This is a genomic window from Vibrio tubiashii (assembly GCF_028551255.1).
GTDB lineage: Bacteria > Pseudomonadota > Gammaproteobacteria > Enterobacterales > Vibrionaceae > Vibrio > Vibrio tubiashii_B.
In genome coordinates this window covers 352,286-369,099 of record NZ_CP117030.1, presented here as the reverse complement: position 1 = coordinate 369,099, position 16,814 = coordinate 352,286, and the positions used below count along the sequence as shown (strand labels likewise).

Here is a 16,814-nt window from a genome sequence, read left to right as displayed (position 1 = left end):
CAAACAGTGCGAAGAGACGACATTAGCCACTATGCCGACACCTGATATAAAGTTCGTAGCCACCGATATGGATGGCACGCTTCTCGATGAAAGTAGCCAACTCAATCCAGAGTTTTTTAATCTATACCAGCAATTAGAAGAGAAAGGCATTATCTTCGCTGCGGCCTCTGGGCGACAGTACTACAGCCTAATGGAGACCTTCTCACCAATTAATGATCGCATGATGTTCATCGCTGAAAACGGCACATTGGTGATGCACAAAGGTGAAGAATTGTATAGCTGCGAGATCGACAAACCTTCAATCAAATCAATCATTGAGGCAGCTAGAGGTATTTCTGGCGCGCAAATTGTTCTATGTGGCAAACATTCTGCGTATATCGAAACGCAAGATCCGCAAGCGCTTGAGGAGTTCGCCAAGTATTACCACAAGTGCCAGTATGTAGATGATTTGCTTGAGGTAGAAGATGACTTCATCAAGGTCGCCATCTGCCACTTTGACGGCACAGAAGAGTTGGTGTTCCCTACTTTCGACCAAGCGTTTGGTCAGACGCACCAGGTAGTCGTGAGTGCCAAAATCTGGCTCGACGTGATGAACGCTGAAGCCTCGAAGGGTGCAGCAATCGAACACCTACAAAACACGCTCAATTTTACCCACGAGCAAACCATGAGTTTTGGTGACTATCTCAATGATTTAGAGATGCTTAAGGCGAGCTATCATTCATACGCAATGGATAATGCTCACCCTAAGATTAAAGAGATTGCACGCTTTCAGGCGCCAAGCAATCGTGAGGCTGGTGTGTTTACCGTCATTAAACGTGAACTACTAAGCTAACCTTGATAGAGCTCTAACGGTAAGCCGTCAGGATCTTTGAAAAAGGTAAACGGCTTACCAGTAAACTCATCAATTCGAATCGGCTCAACTTCCACATCGCGGCTCATCAAATAAGCGGCGTACTGCTCTACAGAATCAACGCTAAATGCCAAGTGCCTTAAACCCTGTGCTTCAGGACTGGTTGGCCTTGCTGGCGGGTTAGGAAAAGAGAACAATTCAATCTGCCCCCCATCAGGCAAAGCAAGGTCAAGTTTGTAGGAATTCCGTTCGGCGCGGTAATTTTCAGCAATGACGGTCAAGTTGAGAACTTGGGTGTAGAAACGCTTTGAAACCTCATAATCAGAACAAATAACCGCAACATGATGTATTCTTTTGAGTTCCACGAATCCTCCTATTCAATAACCAGTGAGCCATCTGAGTTGAACTGCCAAAAATCGGCGTAGGCCACTTCCCATAAATAACCATCTGGATCAGAGAAATAACCGCTATAGCCACCCCAGAACACATCCTGCGCTGGTTTTTCTAGCTTAGCTCCTGCACTGACCGCAAGCGCTAACACGTCATCCACTTCCTGCTTTGAACGGGTATTGTGTGCGAGCGTCACCCCACTAAAGCCCTCTTTGACAACCGCCATTTCAGGCGAAATATCTTTTGCTAATGCATCTAACGGATACAAGGCTAAACACACGCCACCCGTTTTAAAAAAGATGATCCCCTCTTCAGGATTTTTGGAAGAGGGAAAGCCTAGCTTGGAGTAAAACTGATATGAGAGCTCTAAATCCTGCACTCCTAAAGTAATGATGCTGACACGTGGTTCCATAGCCCCTCTCCTTTAGCCCTTGTTCGAATCTGATTGATTATCGCCATTCTGGTCACCGACCAACTCTAAACGTTTAGCAATCTCCTCCTGCTGATTCGATATTGAATCCAACGCCTTAGCGGTGGTCTTAATCGCGCCAGCCATCGAAGAAATATTCTGCGTAGCTCGAACCAGTGTTTCCTGCATTGGGCGTAAAATCAACCATGCAATCGCAGCAATGACCAACACAATGACGAGTCCTATCACGCCAATAACCAGCAAAATTTGTGAACGTAAGTCATTAAGAAAACGCTCACTTTCTGTCGCAACAGTTTGCCTAGAATGTTCAAAAGCACCCGGCATTGCGGCTACCGACTGTTTAGACAATACCACCAGCTGGTTAAGGTTATCTACGGTGTCAGTCAATAGCTGCTGTTGCTCATCATTCAAGTTTCCACTTTGCGCGATGCTGTTAAGCGCAACGCCAACTTGGTCGAGGGACTGACGGGTATCCTGAATCGCACCTTCTATTCCATCTAGCTCTAAGGTCATATTTACATTGATAAACGCATTTTCGCGCGCTTCTTCTGTGGGCTCTGCAAGGGCTAGACAAGCCCATAAGCTTAGTATGACTCCAAACGTTAGCTTCATGCGATTCCTTTATCCTGACTATGCACTGCCTCGAATAATAGACTGATGCCTTGTTGATGACCATTCAAACCTGAAGCGAAAGCCAAAAAACGCTATCTCTCTGACGATTTCTTATCAAACAAAAAAAAGCCGACAACTGAATTGTCGGCATTTTAACGTTTTACTCATTACCAAAGCGCAGGATTATTAAATCCTTCTACACATGTTGGACGACTTTCAAGCGCTTGAATCATGTCTGAAGATAATGTCTGCACCATCCAACCATGAGGGAAACTCAGTGTTAACGGTGCCTTAAACTGCTCTTTAGAGGTCGGATTGAAACCCACTCTAGTGTAAAAGTTTGGGTCACCATATGTGAAAGCTAACTTCACACCTTGGCTGCGCATCGCCTCTAAACCATGACGGATTAATGCTTGCCCAATACCCTGTCCTTGATACTCAGTGCTAACCGCTACCGGTGCCATCAAAAAGCTTGCGTGTTCTTCCTCAAAAGCAAGGCGAGTAAATAGAATGCTCGCAACAATCTTTTGCTCCTCTCTCGCAACAAAAATCGCGATGTCTTGCTCTGGTGTCGTCTCTACTAGTGTGTTCACTAGAGTGCCAATAACTTTTCCTTCCTCTACGCCTTCAGAGTCTCCAAAGGTTTTAGTGAATAACCGAATAAGTTCGTCTGTCTCTTTCGGATTAAATAGACCGTAGTTCATAGTGTGTTCCTCTTTAAAGTTTATGCGCGCAGCTTAAACTGTAAAGCTGTAGACAGGTCAACACTGACTGATCAAAAAATTCACCCTGTTTTAAGAATGAATATCTGATAATTGAACTCACCATTGCGGTTGTCATAAGCAGAGATCTCGCGCTTCAAATCTGCAAGAGCAGATGAACCTGCTAACTCGTGCGCGAGCTCATTCACCCGAACTTTTAGCGGTTGGTAGTAGTTGTCCCAAGCTTGATCACTGACAGGAAATGAATCGACTAGCGTATATCCCGCTCGCCTTGCTTGCTCAATGCGCGTCTCTTCAGTGGTCATATCGGGGTACTCTTTGTGCCAAAATCTCATGGCATCGGACGATGGCTCCTCAACACTCCAGACCAAATCACTCAGCACTAGATAGCCATCGTCGGACAAGAGATGTCGCCACTCCTTAAAAGCATTCTCAACGCCCATAATGTACGCACTGGTCTCACACCAAATCAGATCAAACTGCTTAGATTCAAATGGCAGTTTCGCCATATTGGCGCAAACGGTAGTCACACGTTTTCTTTCACCGAGCTGCTGCATGATTTGATTGATATTCTCTAATGCATACTCTTCGTTATCGACCGCTGTAATGTGCGCTTGGGTATGCTCTAGCAGTGTTCGGGTCGCAATGCCCTGCCCACAGCCAATTTCTAAAATATGCTTAGGTGAAAAGGGCAGTTTCTGAATCGCTGAATGTGTATCTTGTTGGCTTCCGGGTCCCCAACACGTCAGTTGGCTGAAAACCAGATCAAAGTCTCGCATATAGCGATCGTGTTCATTCATATCTTTTGATAACCATTTCAAACGCATAGCCTGTTTCTCATCAAAACCTTGTTTGATCAGCCAGTCTAAATGCGCATCAGGAGCAAGTTGGTCGAGAGTATTGTGCCACTCGCTAAGAGAACTTTCGCCTAATAACGCGGCAAGCAGTTCGCGGGACTTTTGCTTTTGCGAGATTTCTTGATCGAGCTGATTCAGCCTGTCTTTCAATAAATCACGATTGATTTGTGCATCTAAGCAAGCCTGACACTCTTTCAAAGTTAAACCGCCAGCCTGTAATTTTTGCAGCAAAAGCAAACGCTGGAGATCTTTGTCACTATAGGAGCGATAGCCGTTCACTTGTCTCGCTCCTTTAACAATGCCTAGCTTTTCGTAGTAAAGCAGAGTGGTACGAGAAATCCCCGCCCGCTCTGCTAATTGAGAGATCTTGTACATCCGTCCACTCATAGCTTTTAGTCGATATCATTAACTCTAAACTATAAAGCGATAGACGGGTCAAGTAAGCTCGCTATTTTCTGCTTGGCATCTCCGCTTGGGTCAAATAGCCATCATTGTTTCTATCAAATCGGCTGAAATCTTTTGCCAACTTGCCTTTTGCTTCAAGGCGAGAGATTTTCCCGTCACCATTTCGATCCATGCGAGAAAAGTGTCCGTTATTCGAACCAGCCATATTTTGTTTGCCTTTTGACGACATAGAAGAAGCGCTATCACCATTTTGGTAACTTTCTGCTGGTCGCTTCACTAAAGTTGGCTGCTGAACAAACTCGACTTCACCACCAGCTACACATCGAGCCATGTTATCAATTCGAATCGCATCTCCCTGAGGTCCATGTCCAGTCGGGTATTGACCCGCATCTCCGGTTTTAGGATCACTGCGCTGAGAGCCCGCACCATGAACATCAATCCATGCATTGCGCATGTAACCTAAGGATGACCCGAAAGCGACATACGCACCATGCCCGCCGTTTCTCATATTTTCGTGAGTCGTACTACTCCAGTAATTCGCGTAATCCTCACGATTTGCTTCACTAGTGATCGCAGTCGTATTGAAAATTGGGTCAATTGCCGCACTGTTACTTGTGGCAGGCGAACGCGTGTAATCAACGATAGATTGCAGTTCCTTCACGCTTGGTAACCTCCAGTCACTTCTGCCCGCCAGTTCAAGGTTTTCACAGTAGGCCAAGGCTTGAGGAAAATCCATCTGCGATTGGCTATCAGACTGCTGCCAGACAAGACTCGTCGCGTTGTCAGTGATGGTGCCGTTGTTATTGTCTGCAAAGTGGTTGATGCCGTAATCTGGGTTACCTCGCACGGCAAGAACATAAAAGGTTTTGTCACCACCACGCGGGCTCGCAATGCCATAACCCTTAATCCGTCCGTCAATAAAGTTTACGCCAAATACCGTTTCGTCTTTGTTCATGGTGGTAGAAACATACTTGGTGCTCGACACAAACTGACTGTCAATCAGCCTTTCGCCAGATTGAACATCTCCCGCATTCATATCGAAGTACCTTGCATCAAGGAAAGGGATCATCTTAACGGTGCCAGACTGATTAACACCACTTGGATCTTGGCCATCAAACAAAATCAAAGAATAGAGCTCTTTAATCGAGGGCAAGCGCCAATCGCTATAACCACCGTGATTCAATGAGGCGACGTAATCCAATGCATCGTCATAACTCAGCTTATCTTGTGCATCTATCTTGCCATCGCCATTGAGATCGGTTGACTGTGTCCACATTAGACCCGTCACGTTGTCACTCACTGTGCCATTGCTATTTTTGGTGTAGCTTGGGGAATTGCCTTGATATTGTGCGTCTTGTCCAAAAGTGGCATCAGAATAAGAGGGACAAGAGCTCAATGTGTTTCTAAGCCCAAAACATTGGCTTTGGTTGGTATCTACTATCGGTGTGGTTAGCTCGTTTGCATTAGCCGCACTAGACCATACGGCGAAACAAGCTATAGCTAACAAACTGTTTATTGGTGCATTTTTCATTGTCGTTCCTTGTTTGCTCAACGTAATCATAGTCTAGATAGTGGCAAGTAAAGAAACACATTGAGAGCGTAAATGTATGTAAAGCTCACATAAGAGTTACGCTATTCGTCTCACCTGAGAACACAGTAGGCCCAATGCAACGGATAATTGAACGACAAAACAAGATATAAAGATGGCTTCTATGCCGAAGTGAGCAATCAAATAACCCGATGCGGCCAAACCAAAAGGCATCAGCAACTTAAATAGCGAACCCGTGATACCTGCGACTCTGCCCAAAAACTTCTCTTCAAACGCTTCCTGTCGGTAGCTCCAGATACAAATACTGCTATACAAACCAACCGCAGAAATCCATAAAAATGCCGCAGCCATACCCCAGACATTGTTGATGATCAGGGGGAAAACAAAACCAAGAGATTCCAAAACTATCGAGCCAATCAAAACCACACCTAAACCCAATCTTGAGCGTAATTTATCTGCACTGAATGACCCTAAAAGCCCACCAATACCCGATGCGGCGATCAAGTAACTCACCTCCAAAGCGTTAAACTCAAGCTCTGATTTCGCGTAGAATATCGCTTGGATCCAGAAAATGGCGCCTGTGGTGTTAATCACCATAACCGCGAGAGTAATAATCCACATGTTGCGTTCTGCTCGTAACACTATCCAACCTTCTTTTAATGCCGCAAAGACACTCTGCTTTTTTGGCGGTTCACTTGGAGCAAGCGTTAACCTTTCTAATTGCCAATATGAAAGCAACAGTAGCACCGCCACAGCGAGAAAAACATTGTGGATTGTCGACATCAGCATCAATGCGCCCGATAACACTGGTCCAACCGTTTCCATCACGCTGTTTAACGAACTCATCCTCGCTATCGCAGTATTTTGCGTTTCAGGAGCCAATGCCCTTTTCATCATCGTCATGCGCGCATTGTGATAGCCATAGTTAAACGCCATCATCAAAAAGGCGGCGGGAAACAGGATCCAAAGCGGCTCACGTAGCCACTCCACTGCCAGATACGAACACAAAACGACCACTAGCTGACCCAACAACATCGCTTGAGACCAACGCTTCTTATCAACGCGATCGACTACCACACCGATAAACAGCGCCAAGAGTAAATTTGGCAAAAATTCCACTGCGCGCATCCACCCCATCATCTTTGAAGATTGCGTCAGTTCATAGATCAACAGTGGTAACGCGAGGTTGTAAATCTGCGCTGAAAAAGCAACAAAAAGCGCGCTAGAAAATAGAATTTGAAATGGCCTGTTACGCCAGATAGAAGTTTGAGGCTTAGCTAACGTATTCATTAATTTCTCCTTTCATCCTGAATAGAATCTCCTATTATCGAGACTAAAAGATGAAGAAAAATAGAAATATAAAATTAGGATTTCACCTTTATGCGCTATTGGAATGCTCTGGCATTTTGCCGTGATAACCTCTCGTTCCAACATTGGACTCAAGTATCGTTAGATCAATTCAGCCACGCTTTACGTTGTACGCGTCGCAACGCACAGTTGCTAATTAAACGCTTGGTTGAAGAAGAGAAAATTGAATGGCAATCAGGAGTTGGGCGCGGAAATTTACCTCAAGCGAAATTAAAGCAACCGCTTGATGGTGTTTTAAAACAAAAAGCAACTCGCCTACTTAAACAAGGTAATGTTGAAGCAGCGCTTGTTCTCGTTGAGGCACAAGAAAGGGAGGGTTTTCTTAGCCAATATCTTTCCCAATATCAGGTAGCGCATTCTCAACAAGACATCCTACAAATTCCTTTTTATCGAGGCACGCATTGCCTAGATCCCGTCAAGATTAATCGCCGTACCGAGCTGCACATCGCCAGTTATCTATATGCGAACTTACTTCGAACTCAACCTAGTCTTCATGGCGATCTGGCACATTCATGGCAACAGCAAGAACACAGCCTGATCATAACCTTGAGAAAGGGGCTCAAGTTTGATGATGGAAGCCCATTAAGGGCAGATGATATCAAGGCACATTTTCAACGCTTGATAGAACAAGGCGGAGCACAAATCGAGCTTTTTCGATTTATCGATCAAGTGGAGGTAATCAACCCGCTTCGGATTAGATTTACCAGCCACACTATGCCTGCTCTGTTGCCTCGATTACTGAGTCATAGCGCGATGGGCATAACGAAAGTCAGGGATGGAAAGTTAATCGGCAGTGGTTCCTTTTTACTGTCAGAGCAAACCGAATGGCGCACATTACTCAGCGTTAACCCACACTATCACGGCTTAAGACCTTGGGTCGATGGCGTCGAAATATGGAATGTGGGTGATAATGCCAAAACTCTCGAACTCAATTGCGATGTGGTTCATGGTCGCCACCTAGCGGAAAAATCGGCAGCGAAGTTTACCGCCAAGCAAAAATGGGAACAGGGTTGTACCTATGCAATGCTGAATCCTCACCATCATACTTGGATGCGAAATCGAGCTCATCGCAAGTGGTTACAAGCTCTTATGCTCAGTATCGGCACACCTAGCGGGGAAGATTGTGAAGTAGTCGCACGCGCGAAAGGTATGCTCTCAACTCCTACTCCTATTGCCGAGCAAGATTTATCTGGGGTCAAATATGCTCTCGCGGATCTTAAACTCCCATTAAAACCCTTAGCTGTTGTCACCTATCAGCTTGGAACCAATATCGCCACCGCACAACTCGTTACAGATTGTTTGCAGCAACTCGGCATCGACTGCCAACTACAAGTTTTAGAGTACCCAGAGTTCAATCGACCTGAAACGTTCAAAAATGCGGATATTATCATCAGTGGAGAAGTGTTTGGCGAAGATACGCTGTTTTCTTGGGTTGATTGGCTACTGTGTAATTACTGTCACCAAGCCTGTCTATCGGATAAAAATAAACTTTGGTTGGAGCAAAAAGTCATCGAAGCCATCGCCGAGGGCAGCGAAAGTAAGCAGCTAAGATTGTTAGAAAAAATTGAGCAACAACTGATCACCAAGAACTTATATCAGCCTCTCTATCATGCCCTGCAAGACTTGAATATCTCTGATCAAATATCGGCACCAGAACAGCTTGCTAATGGTTGGATTGATTTCAATCACATCGTGATGTGAACTATAGTACTAAGACAAGCTTTTAAAATAATGCAAATAAAATGGGAATGACTGGACAAACCATTGTTAAATATTGCCCACAATTCCGCACAGGTTATTTATAAGATGATAAACTAAAGCATTAATCTTCTAATATGTTGAGATCACCTGATTTAATGAAACGCCTTTTTACCATAATGGTTACCATTTTGGCATCGATTGCTGCAGCGCCCTCTTTTGCTGCCTGCAATGTCGCGTCTGATCAGGATTTTCTCTATTCACATATTGAGACTCAAGACCGCCAAATGCTTGAGTTTTATTACCATTCTCTTTGTCGACCAAAGTCGGTTAGTTTGGAAGAATACAAGCTACCTAGTGATGCATCTCCTTCTTCCAAAGCACTCTATTATTTCGCCTTAGGTAACCTCAGAAAATATGAAGGGATTAAAAACATCACTATTCCTGACATGGAGCAGCTAGGCGTCGATAACAATGTCGACTGGATAGTGGCTGAGGCCAAGCTCAATCAGGCACTAAAGCTAATAGACTCCGACTTGTTACTTCAAGCGGAATACCTTCTCAATGAAGTGGTGCCAATAGCAAGAGAAATCGGCTATCGACGCCTGCTAGCACGCGCGTATCGTTGGTTAGGCAATGTCAAAATTCAGCGTTCGAATATCAAAGCTAGCTTGAACTACTATAAAACGGCATACGAGCTTGTCAGCGAGATTGGGGATGACTTTCAGAGCACCATGACACTGAATAACATCGCCACTGTCTATATGCTTTCCGAAGATTGGGAGCGGGCCGATACCTATATACAACGTGCGCTGAAACTCTACAACGACAATCAATACGATAACAGCCTGTTTGAAGCTATCTTGTTTGCAAATTCGAGTGCGGTCTACTTCGCAACCGAACAGAATGAACAAGCTAAATATTACATGGAGCGCGCTTTAGAGGAAGCGGACAAGACCGGTTCGAACCGAATCAAAATCTCGACTCTATCCAATATGTCCCAAATGTTCTCTAAAGTCGGTCAGCCTCAAGAAGCTTTGGCTATGGCTAAGCGCTGTGTCATCCAAGCGGAAAAGAATTCAACCAGCCTGATGCTGGCAAGTTGTTATGAAGCCTATGCCGGAGCCTACTTACTCAAGAAGGAATACCAACAGGCAATCACTTACGCGCACAAGGTCATGTACATCCTGCAAGCTTCAGAAAGTAATGAAATCATCTGGGAGCTAGACATATTAACCAAGCTTGTCGAAGCCCACGAAGCACTTGGCGAATATGAGAAAGCACTTAGGTTCATGAAACAAAAGTATCTGGTGCGCAAAAATTTTTATCGTCAGACCTACAATGAAGACATACTCAGCGAAAAAAGTGCGCTTGAAAGACGACTAAACAAGCGAGAGATAGAGCTATTAGAAGCGCAGAATGAACTACAAACCATTACGCTCAAAGAGCAACGCTCACGTGAGATCCTCTACGCTGCTCTGTTTGGTATACTGGCGTTTTTTGTTATTCGCAGCGTCGTAAGCCTAAAACGCACTAACCTAGAGTTACGTAACCAAAATACTACCGACCCATTGACCGGAGCCTACAACCGAAGGTTTTTAGAAAACTGGTTAGAGCAAGCTCCGTCCTCGATGCAAAGCCCTGTCTATGTGGTAAGCGTGATCGATATTGACCACTTTAAGCAATTTAATGATCGGTACGGCCATGAAATTGGGGATTTAGTACTCAAAGAGACCGTAGAGACGCTGCAGAACAATTTGCGTAAGAAAGATATCTTAGTTCGCTGGGGCGGCGAAGAGTTTGTCTTAGTCATGCCGATGGAAGATTTAAGCAAACTTGAAGAGACCCTTGAGCGACTGAGAGCCAATGTCGAAGCGCATATTGCTCATCACAACGATCAGCAATTTAGTATCACGGTCTCCATTGGCGCATCTTCGTGCAAAAGAGAATATCTTGCCGATGAGTGGGAAACTGTGTTCGGCCAAGCTGACGCCGCCCTATATCAAGCAAAAGATGCGGGGCGAAATCGCTATCAGATTCACTCAAATGAAGCTTGATTCAACGCTTCATTTCTTAACCGTCCCTGCTACCCAAAATTCGTTCTCCCTTGACTGAACCTGCTCAGCGAGGAAATCAACAAAGCATCGAATGCGTGCTGTTCTGCGCAGATCGCTGTGCATCAATAGCCAAATACTGCGATAGGGAATCGGTTTTTGAAAAGGAGCACGAACTAAGTTTGGATGCCTGTCACCCAGATTACACGCAAGATAAGCCATACCAAGTCCTGAAGCTGCCAAAGAGATCAGAGGTACAAGTTCTGAAACGCGATGTTTTAGCGTTGCTTTTGGATAGTAGCTCTCTTGCAACCATTTCGCTGTGATGTCGCCTTCAGGTTCATGCCAACCAATGAATGATAGTCCTTCACCTTGGTTGTCTTTGACCTTTTCCGCATATTCCCGAGTACAATACGCCGCTTGCGACATTTGAACCAGTCTTCGTCCTACCGCTTCATCATAAACTTCGTTGGCGACCCTTATAGATACGTCCGCTTCTCGTCGGCTCAAGTTGGCAATATCATTACCAAACTGCAAGTTTAGAGTGATGTCTGGATAGCGCTCCGAAAACAGCGCCAAATCATCCATTAGTGAAGTCAAAGCCATCCCATGAGGCATAGAGACATAAACCGTTCCCACTGGATCGGAGTCTCTACCAATGATCATTCTCGACGCGGACGTCATCTCATCTTCGACTCTTTCTGCATAAGGCAGCAACTCTTCACCAATTTGGGTTAGGACTAACCCCTGCTTAGAGCGGTCAAACAAACGACTTCCTATCTGTTCTTCCATCACTGAAATACGTCGAGTTAGTGTCGTGTGATTCACTCCGATACTGTCTGCGCCCCCGCGCAACGTACCGCTGCGTACCACAGCCAGAAAATACTTAAGATCATCCCAGTTGAAGGCATAGCTCTCATTAGTCTTCACTTCATTCTCCAATGGTTCATTTTTGAAGCACCGTGTTCATTTTTACCTGTATACAGTCCATTTTTCAACCATGGTAACTTAATCCCAAGTCAGCAATCACACCAATGGAGAAAGACATGGGTACTATTCAAACGGTATTAATCACAGGCGCTAACGCAGGTCTTGGGTTTGAAGCGGCACGCCAGCTCGCTCAAGAAGAAGGCATTAATAAAATTTTTCTTGGCTGCCGTAATCTCACCAAGGCACGAGAAGCGAAAGCCAATTTGGTTCAGTTATCTGGTCGAGACATTTTTGAAATCCTAATCCTTGATATTTCGGATTCATCGTCAGTGCGCAACGCCGTTTCGACGCTGTCTGCACCTCTTGATGCCGTTGTACTAAACGCGGGTGGCACTGGTGGACGCACACCGAATGCCCTCACTTCAGATGGCGTAACCAATATCTTCGCGGCAAATGTGTTTGGGCATTCGGTGTTGGTTGAGGAGCTAATTAAAAGGCAGCTGATTACATCAACCGTGCTCTATGCAGGCTCTGAAACGGCAAGAGGTGTGCCTAAGATGGGTGTTGCCAAACCTGAACTGAGCAGTTCATCCGTCGAAGAGTTCGCCTCTATTGCCAACGGCAGCAAATTCGGTGTTAAAGCAGATCCACTGGATATATATGGAACCATCAAGCTCACCGCTGCGCTATGGATGTCTTCAATGGCACGCCAGCACCCTCATTTACGATTTGTCACTATGAGTCCAGGTGGCACAACGGGCACCAATGGGATGGATGACCTTCCTTTCCTTAAAAAAGTGTTCTTCAAATATGTTGGAGGGCTACTGATGCCGATGCTAGGCATGATGCACAGCGTCGAAAAAGGGGCAAAACGATACCTTGATGGTCTGTTCGATCCAAGGTTTGAGTCTGGGCACTTTTACGCCAGCCGACAAGGTTCTCCAACTGGCCCCGTCGTCGACCAAATCACGATTGAACCTTCGCTCGGCAATATCGCTGCGCAAGATAACGCGCGCCAAGCTATCGAACAATTTTTGTAACAATAACAACGAATAGGAGAATCATTATGGATACTACACTGCAAATACTGGTAGGAATTTTCACTCTGATGCTAACTGGACTCGGTGTGATGTCGATGTTCGCCCCTCAAAAAATGTTGGCTAACTTCGCGCTTGAGCCCATCGGTAAAGCTGGTCTCAATACCGTTCGCTCCGTCATGGGCGGTCTATTTTTAGCCAGTGTGGCAATGCTGATGTTTGGACTAACCTCTGGCGATACAGAAGGCTACTTCTTTGTTGCAATCGTCATGCTCGCCGTCGCGATAGGTCGTATAGTCGGTATTGTGCTTGATGGGTTTGATAAAGCTGTAGTACCGCCGCTAGTTCTAGAGCTCGTCATTGCAGGCGTATTGACCTTCGCACACTTCAAAAATGGCGGGTTTTATTAAGGCTAACGCATAACCCTGACAACAAAGGCAGTCCTGTAGGTACTGCCTTTGTTCAGTTTTAACAATCGGCATCATTCAACTAAAGCAAGTTAGGTATAATTTGATTACACTAAACTTTTAGAGTCTGTAGAGTCATTGCATTGCTGACCAATAAAACACTCACTTTCGCTACCGCTAATCTATTCAACTTTGTAGAACCCCCACAAGCGTTTTACGACTTTGAAAACATCTATGATGGCGAAGCTTGGCAAGAGAAGTGTCGCTGGACACAAGAAAAACTAACATCCTTAGATGCCGACATTGTTGGTGTTCAAGAGGTGTTTAGTATCGACACCGCGCGAATCTTATTTGAAGAGCTGGGCTACCCTCATTTTGCTGTCGTCGATGAACCTCATCTAGAGCAGGACTATATTTGCTCTCAACCCGTTGTCGCCATTGCATCACGATACCCAATTGTCAGCGTCAGTGCCGTCACTCCGCTAACTTCGATTGAAGAGAGCTATCAGGTTAAGGCTCCCGACTTTAGCCGCAAACCAATTTATGCCACGGTTGATGTACCAGATATCGGCGAGGTAGCCGTTTATGTCTGTCACCTTAAGTCACAACGGCCAACAGACAGCCTTGACGCTGAGAATGTTCACTCCCTTGTTGGTCAGTGGTTATCCAGCCAGCAAAGGGGATGGGAAGCCGTTATGCTACGACTGTTTATGGAACAGCAATATAATAACCATCCAATCCCAACGGTGCTGATGGGAGATATGAACCAAGCGATAAGCAGCAATATTACTGGTTTACTGACTCAGCAAGTCAATGAAGATGATAAACAACTCAGACTAAGAGATAGCTGGCAGCTCCAATCTACATCGGCAATTGATAGTGAGCGACCGCCCACTCACTATCATTTTGCCAAAGGGAATGTGCTCGACTACATTCTGCTGTCACAGGAGTTTCAACCAGACTCCCAGTATTCGATGGCTGACGTCACAGGTTACCAGACACTGGATGCCCACTTGATCAACCCAAGCTTTGAAAAAGACAAGCAAGCCAGTGACCATGCCTTTGTCGCTGTGACAGTTCAGTTTGTGCTTTGAAATAAGTGCTACTGCTTTAGATATCCAAATCTCGATACTTCAATGAGAAGTTGTTATCTTCAACAATATAAGCCTCTTTTAGCACCACTTTCGGTTCATGGGGGCTTCTCTTACTATTAATTGACGCAATCAGGTGAACAATAAGGTCTCTTTTATCGGCAGGGAACTTGTAGCCAAGCGTAATACTCGCCACCCGAGCATGAATTTTACTGTAGTCTGGATTGGGGTATTGATAGCAGTCATAGCTAAATTTGTTGGACAAATTAGAAAACAGCCTGACTTCATCTTCGTAAGCCCACTCTTTATTCTTGGTCAGCACATACTGATTGAAGGTGTAATACTCTTTCTGGCGGTTTCTTTGAACATCATCACTGTACCTGACCTTGTCGATTCCCAACCCTTCAGGAAGTTCGCCACCAAACCAGTACTCAACCATAATGCCTCGGTGCTCTTGCGCATAGTGCGACCACATCAGCATCGAGTTGTTGTTATTGGATAAAGAACATATTCGATAGTTCTCATCGACCAATTTATCTGGCCCGATTCCTTCTAAATCGGGAAACTCGATCGGATCATTGAGCTGCTCTTTACCCGCCAAATAGAAATACTGGTTAGTCAAAGAGTCGATGGTATTGATGTTAAACGGAGAGTATTTGTATAAGCTGCGGCTATTTTTGGCAGTGAATGTCCGCCACTTAAAGTCACTGATTAAGTCTGCGTTAAATTGATTTCGTAAGTGGCTAAACTCTTCTTGATCTAGCGGCACATTTGGCAAGCGCTGCACACAATTAACGTAATTACTAATGATGATGTAACTACGCTGTTGGCACTGCTGCTTTAGCTTTAACGCCTGTTGGTAGTACTCAAACGCGGTGTCAAATTCACCTTTGAAGTCATAACACACCCCCAAGATATTGTATGAAGTCATATCCGGTTGATGACTGCGATGATAGGTTGCAACACTGTCGATCGCGTAATCATATTCCTGACATTCAATAGCCAAACCCCAGAGTTGAGGAAAGTCATCCAACTCCATTTGATTCTCAGCCAAATTTTGCTTTTGCTGCTCGAACTCTGCTCGGCAGTGGGCGCTATCCCAGCGCTGTTTAATCTGTTTGAGCTCTGACTCGAATGACTCAAACAGAAAATGATCGAATAGCTCCGAATTATCGAGGATTTTTCCTGCTGCTTGGTAAGTGGCATCAAAACGAATATTGTGGCTTGGTGGCTTACCTCTTGAAAGGTGGCGCTCTAAATCAAGCATGTGCTGCTTTAAGCGCAGCATACTGAACAAATTTTTGCTGTCATCTCTTAAGGAGTCTAATCGCTCATTAACATACGTCAGCGAAGCGTGATCCGCTGCTTGTCCCATTTGAAGCTGCGCCAATAAGTAATACAGACGAGAATCTTTATCATGCTTTAAGAAAACATCATCCTGTATTCCTTGCTCAAAGTGATTGATCACGTCTTGATATTCCCGAGCCCGAAACGCCATGCTAATCAAAGCACTTGTCGTTGTCCGCGTATTGTCCTGCTTAAATTCTTCGAGATAGCGTTGATATATTAGCGCATGATTGTCAGTGAAAAACTCCTTCAGCTGCCAATCGTAAATCTTTGCGGCTACGGTGTGCTGATCAATAAACCCGCGCTTAAAATAGGGCTCAATCGCCTTGAGGCTAACCGTGTCGATAGCAGAGATAAGCTCGACTCCCGATTCATATTCACCAAGAGAAAAATAAATCGGCACCAACAGTTCTTGTGTACACTCAACCTTGCCACTCAAGATAATCTCTTTAAGCAGCCGCAAATCATCGTGGCTTAGGTTCGAAAAATCGTCATATTGGAAGCGCCAAGCAAATAGCTTATCTTTCAGTTGGTCGTAATAGGCCTGCTGGTAATCAAGGCGCACCGAAGTCATCCCCGCTGCAATATCTCTCAGCTTGGTTGACAAACCCCAGTACGCTGCCGAGTGACTAGAATCGAACTCGATGGCTTTGCGATAAAAACCTGCCGCAATATGCTCTTCATCAAAGTGGTCATAAATCTGTCTCGCCACATCACCCAAATAGCAATAAGCACTAGCCAAGTCACCACAACGCGTGACGACGCAATCCAAAATTTCATCGACATTGTTTTGCTTCAGTTGCTGAACAAAATAATAGAAGCCAAGATAAAGACTATTTTCAGATGTCTGCCAGCACTGTTCGAGAAAGGTTAATTTAGAAAAACTGTGTGCCCTAATCCATTTAATGATTTCTTTGTCGCTGACCTGACTCAACTTCATCTACCCCCACGCATGAAATTTAACTATTTATAACAATAAGTTATACCTCAGAATACTGGTTCCATATAATACGTTCTATTAACAAATAACGCGACTGCTATACTAGAGAAAACCCATCTCTTGAACG

The 16,814-nt window shown here is 45.0% G+C and carries 15 protein-coding genes; 6 read left to right on the top strand and 9 right to left on the bottom strand.

The genetic code is table 11. The annotated features are described in order from the left end of the window. Positions 1-31: 31 nt before the first annotated feature. Complete coding sequence (locus tag LYZ37_RS16985) at positions 32-832, top strand: Cof-type HAD-IIB family hydrolase (RefSeq protein WP_272788377.1); 801 nt, start codon at positions 32-34, stop codon at positions 830-832. On the opposite strand, the gene gloA2 is transcribed toward LYZ37_RS16985, so the two are convergent. The 7 genes from gloA2 to LYZ37_RS16950 all read right to left on the bottom strand — a co-directional run bounded on the left by gloA2 (position 829) and on the right by LYZ37_RS16950 (position 7,105). Then, a complete protein-coding gene (gene gloA2 / locus LYZ37_RS16980; RefSeq protein WP_272788047.1) occupies positions 829-1,215 on the bottom strand; it encodes an SMU1112c/YaeR family gloxylase I-like metalloprotein in 387 nt (128 codons plus the stop codon). The genes LYZ37_RS16985 and gloA2 overlap by 4 nt on opposite strands. A gap of 8 nt (positions 1,216-1,223) precedes the next feature. Further along, on the bottom strand, positions 1,224-1,652 hold the full coding sequence (locus LYZ37_RS16975; RefSeq protein WP_272788046.1) for a VOC family protein: 429 nt from the start codon (positions 1,650-1,652) through the stop codon (positions 1,224-1,226). Positions 1,653-1,664: 12 nt separating this feature from the next. After that, a complete protein-coding gene (locus tag LYZ37_RS16970) occupies positions 1,665-2,282 on the bottom strand; it encodes a hypothetical protein (protein WP_272788045.1) in 618 nt (205 codons plus the stop codon). A gap of 167 nt (positions 2,283-2,449) precedes the next feature. Then, positions 2,450-2,986 (bottom strand): GNAT family N-acetyltransferase, encoded by a 537-nt coding sequence (locus tag LYZ37_RS16965; protein ID WP_272788044.1) that lies wholly within the window; start codon positions 2,984-2,986, stop codon positions 2,450-2,452. Between the two features lie 80 nt (positions 2,987-3,066). After that, positions 3,067-4,236: a MerR family transcriptional regulator gene (locus LYZ37_RS16960; protein WP_272788043.1), complete on the bottom strand. Its 1,170-nt coding sequence runs from the start codon at positions 4,234-4,236 to the stop codon at positions 3,067-3,069. Positions 4,237-4,309: 73 nt separating this feature from the next. Continuing rightward, entirely contained in the window at positions 4,310-5,797 is a 1,488-nt protein-coding gene (locus LYZ37_RS16955) for an Lcl domain-containing protein (RefSeq protein ID WP_272788042.1), read from the bottom strand. A 96-nt stretch (positions 5,798-5,893) separates the two neighbouring features. Next, positions 5,894-7,105 (bottom strand): MFS transporter, encoded by a 1,212-nt coding sequence (locus LYZ37_RS16950; RefSeq protein WP_272788041.1) that lies wholly within the window; start codon positions 7,103-7,105, stop codon positions 5,894-5,896. Between the two features lie 90 nt (positions 7,106-7,195). Here LYZ37_RS16950 and LYZ37_RS16945 point away from each other — a divergent pair, with 90 nt between their 5' ends. Then, entirely contained in the window at positions 7,196-8,884 is a 1,689-nt protein-coding gene (locus LYZ37_RS16945; protein WP_272788040.1) for an ABC transporter substrate-binding protein, read from the top strand. Between the two features lie 188 nt (positions 8,885-9,072). Then, positions 9,073-10,938 (top strand): tetratricopeptide repeat-containing diguanylate cyclase, encoded by a 1,866-nt coding sequence (locus LYZ37_RS16940; RefSeq protein ID WP_272788039.1) that lies wholly within the window; start codon positions 9,073-9,075, stop codon positions 10,936-10,938. A gap of 9 nt (positions 10,939-10,947) precedes the next feature. On the opposite strand, the gene LYZ37_RS16935 is transcribed toward LYZ37_RS16940, so the two are convergent. After that, positions 10,948-11,865 carry a LysR family transcriptional regulator gene (locus LYZ37_RS16935; RefSeq protein ID WP_171320662.1) on the bottom strand — a complete coding sequence of 306 codons (918 nt, stop codon included), beginning with the start codon at positions 11,863-11,865 and terminating at the stop codon, positions 10,948-10,950. A 116-nt stretch (positions 11,866-11,981) separates the two neighbouring features. Here LYZ37_RS16935 and LYZ37_RS16930 point away from each other — a divergent pair, with 116 nt between their 5' ends. The 3 genes from LYZ37_RS16930 (at position 11,982) to LYZ37_RS16920 (ending at position 14,403) form a co-directional block, all read left to right on the top strand. Next, positions 11,982-12,905 (top strand): SDR family NAD(P)-dependent oxidoreductase, encoded by a 924-nt coding sequence (locus LYZ37_RS16930; RefSeq protein ID WP_272788038.1) that lies wholly within the window; start codon positions 11,982-11,984, stop codon positions 12,903-12,905. A 26-nt stretch (positions 12,906-12,931) separates the two neighbouring features. Next, on the top strand, positions 12,932-13,312 hold the full coding sequence (locus LYZ37_RS16925) for a DUF4345 family protein (protein WP_272788037.1): 381 nt from the start codon (positions 12,932-12,934) through the stop codon (positions 13,310-13,312). Between the two features lie 140 nt (positions 13,313-13,452). Further along, positions 13,453-14,403 (top strand): endonuclease/exonuclease/phosphatase family protein, encoded by a 951-nt coding sequence (locus LYZ37_RS16920; RefSeq protein ID WP_272788036.1) that lies wholly within the window; start codon positions 13,453-13,455, stop codon positions 14,401-14,403. 16 nt (positions 14,404-14,419) lie between these two features. On the opposite strand, the gene LYZ37_RS16915 is transcribed toward LYZ37_RS16920, so the two are convergent. Then, positions 14,420-16,687, bottom strand: coding sequence for a DUF2971 domain-containing protein (locus LYZ37_RS16915; RefSeq protein ID WP_272788035.1), 2,268 nt, complete (start codon positions 16,685-16,687; stop codon positions 14,420-14,422). Positions 16,688-16,814 lie beyond the last annotated feature (127 nt).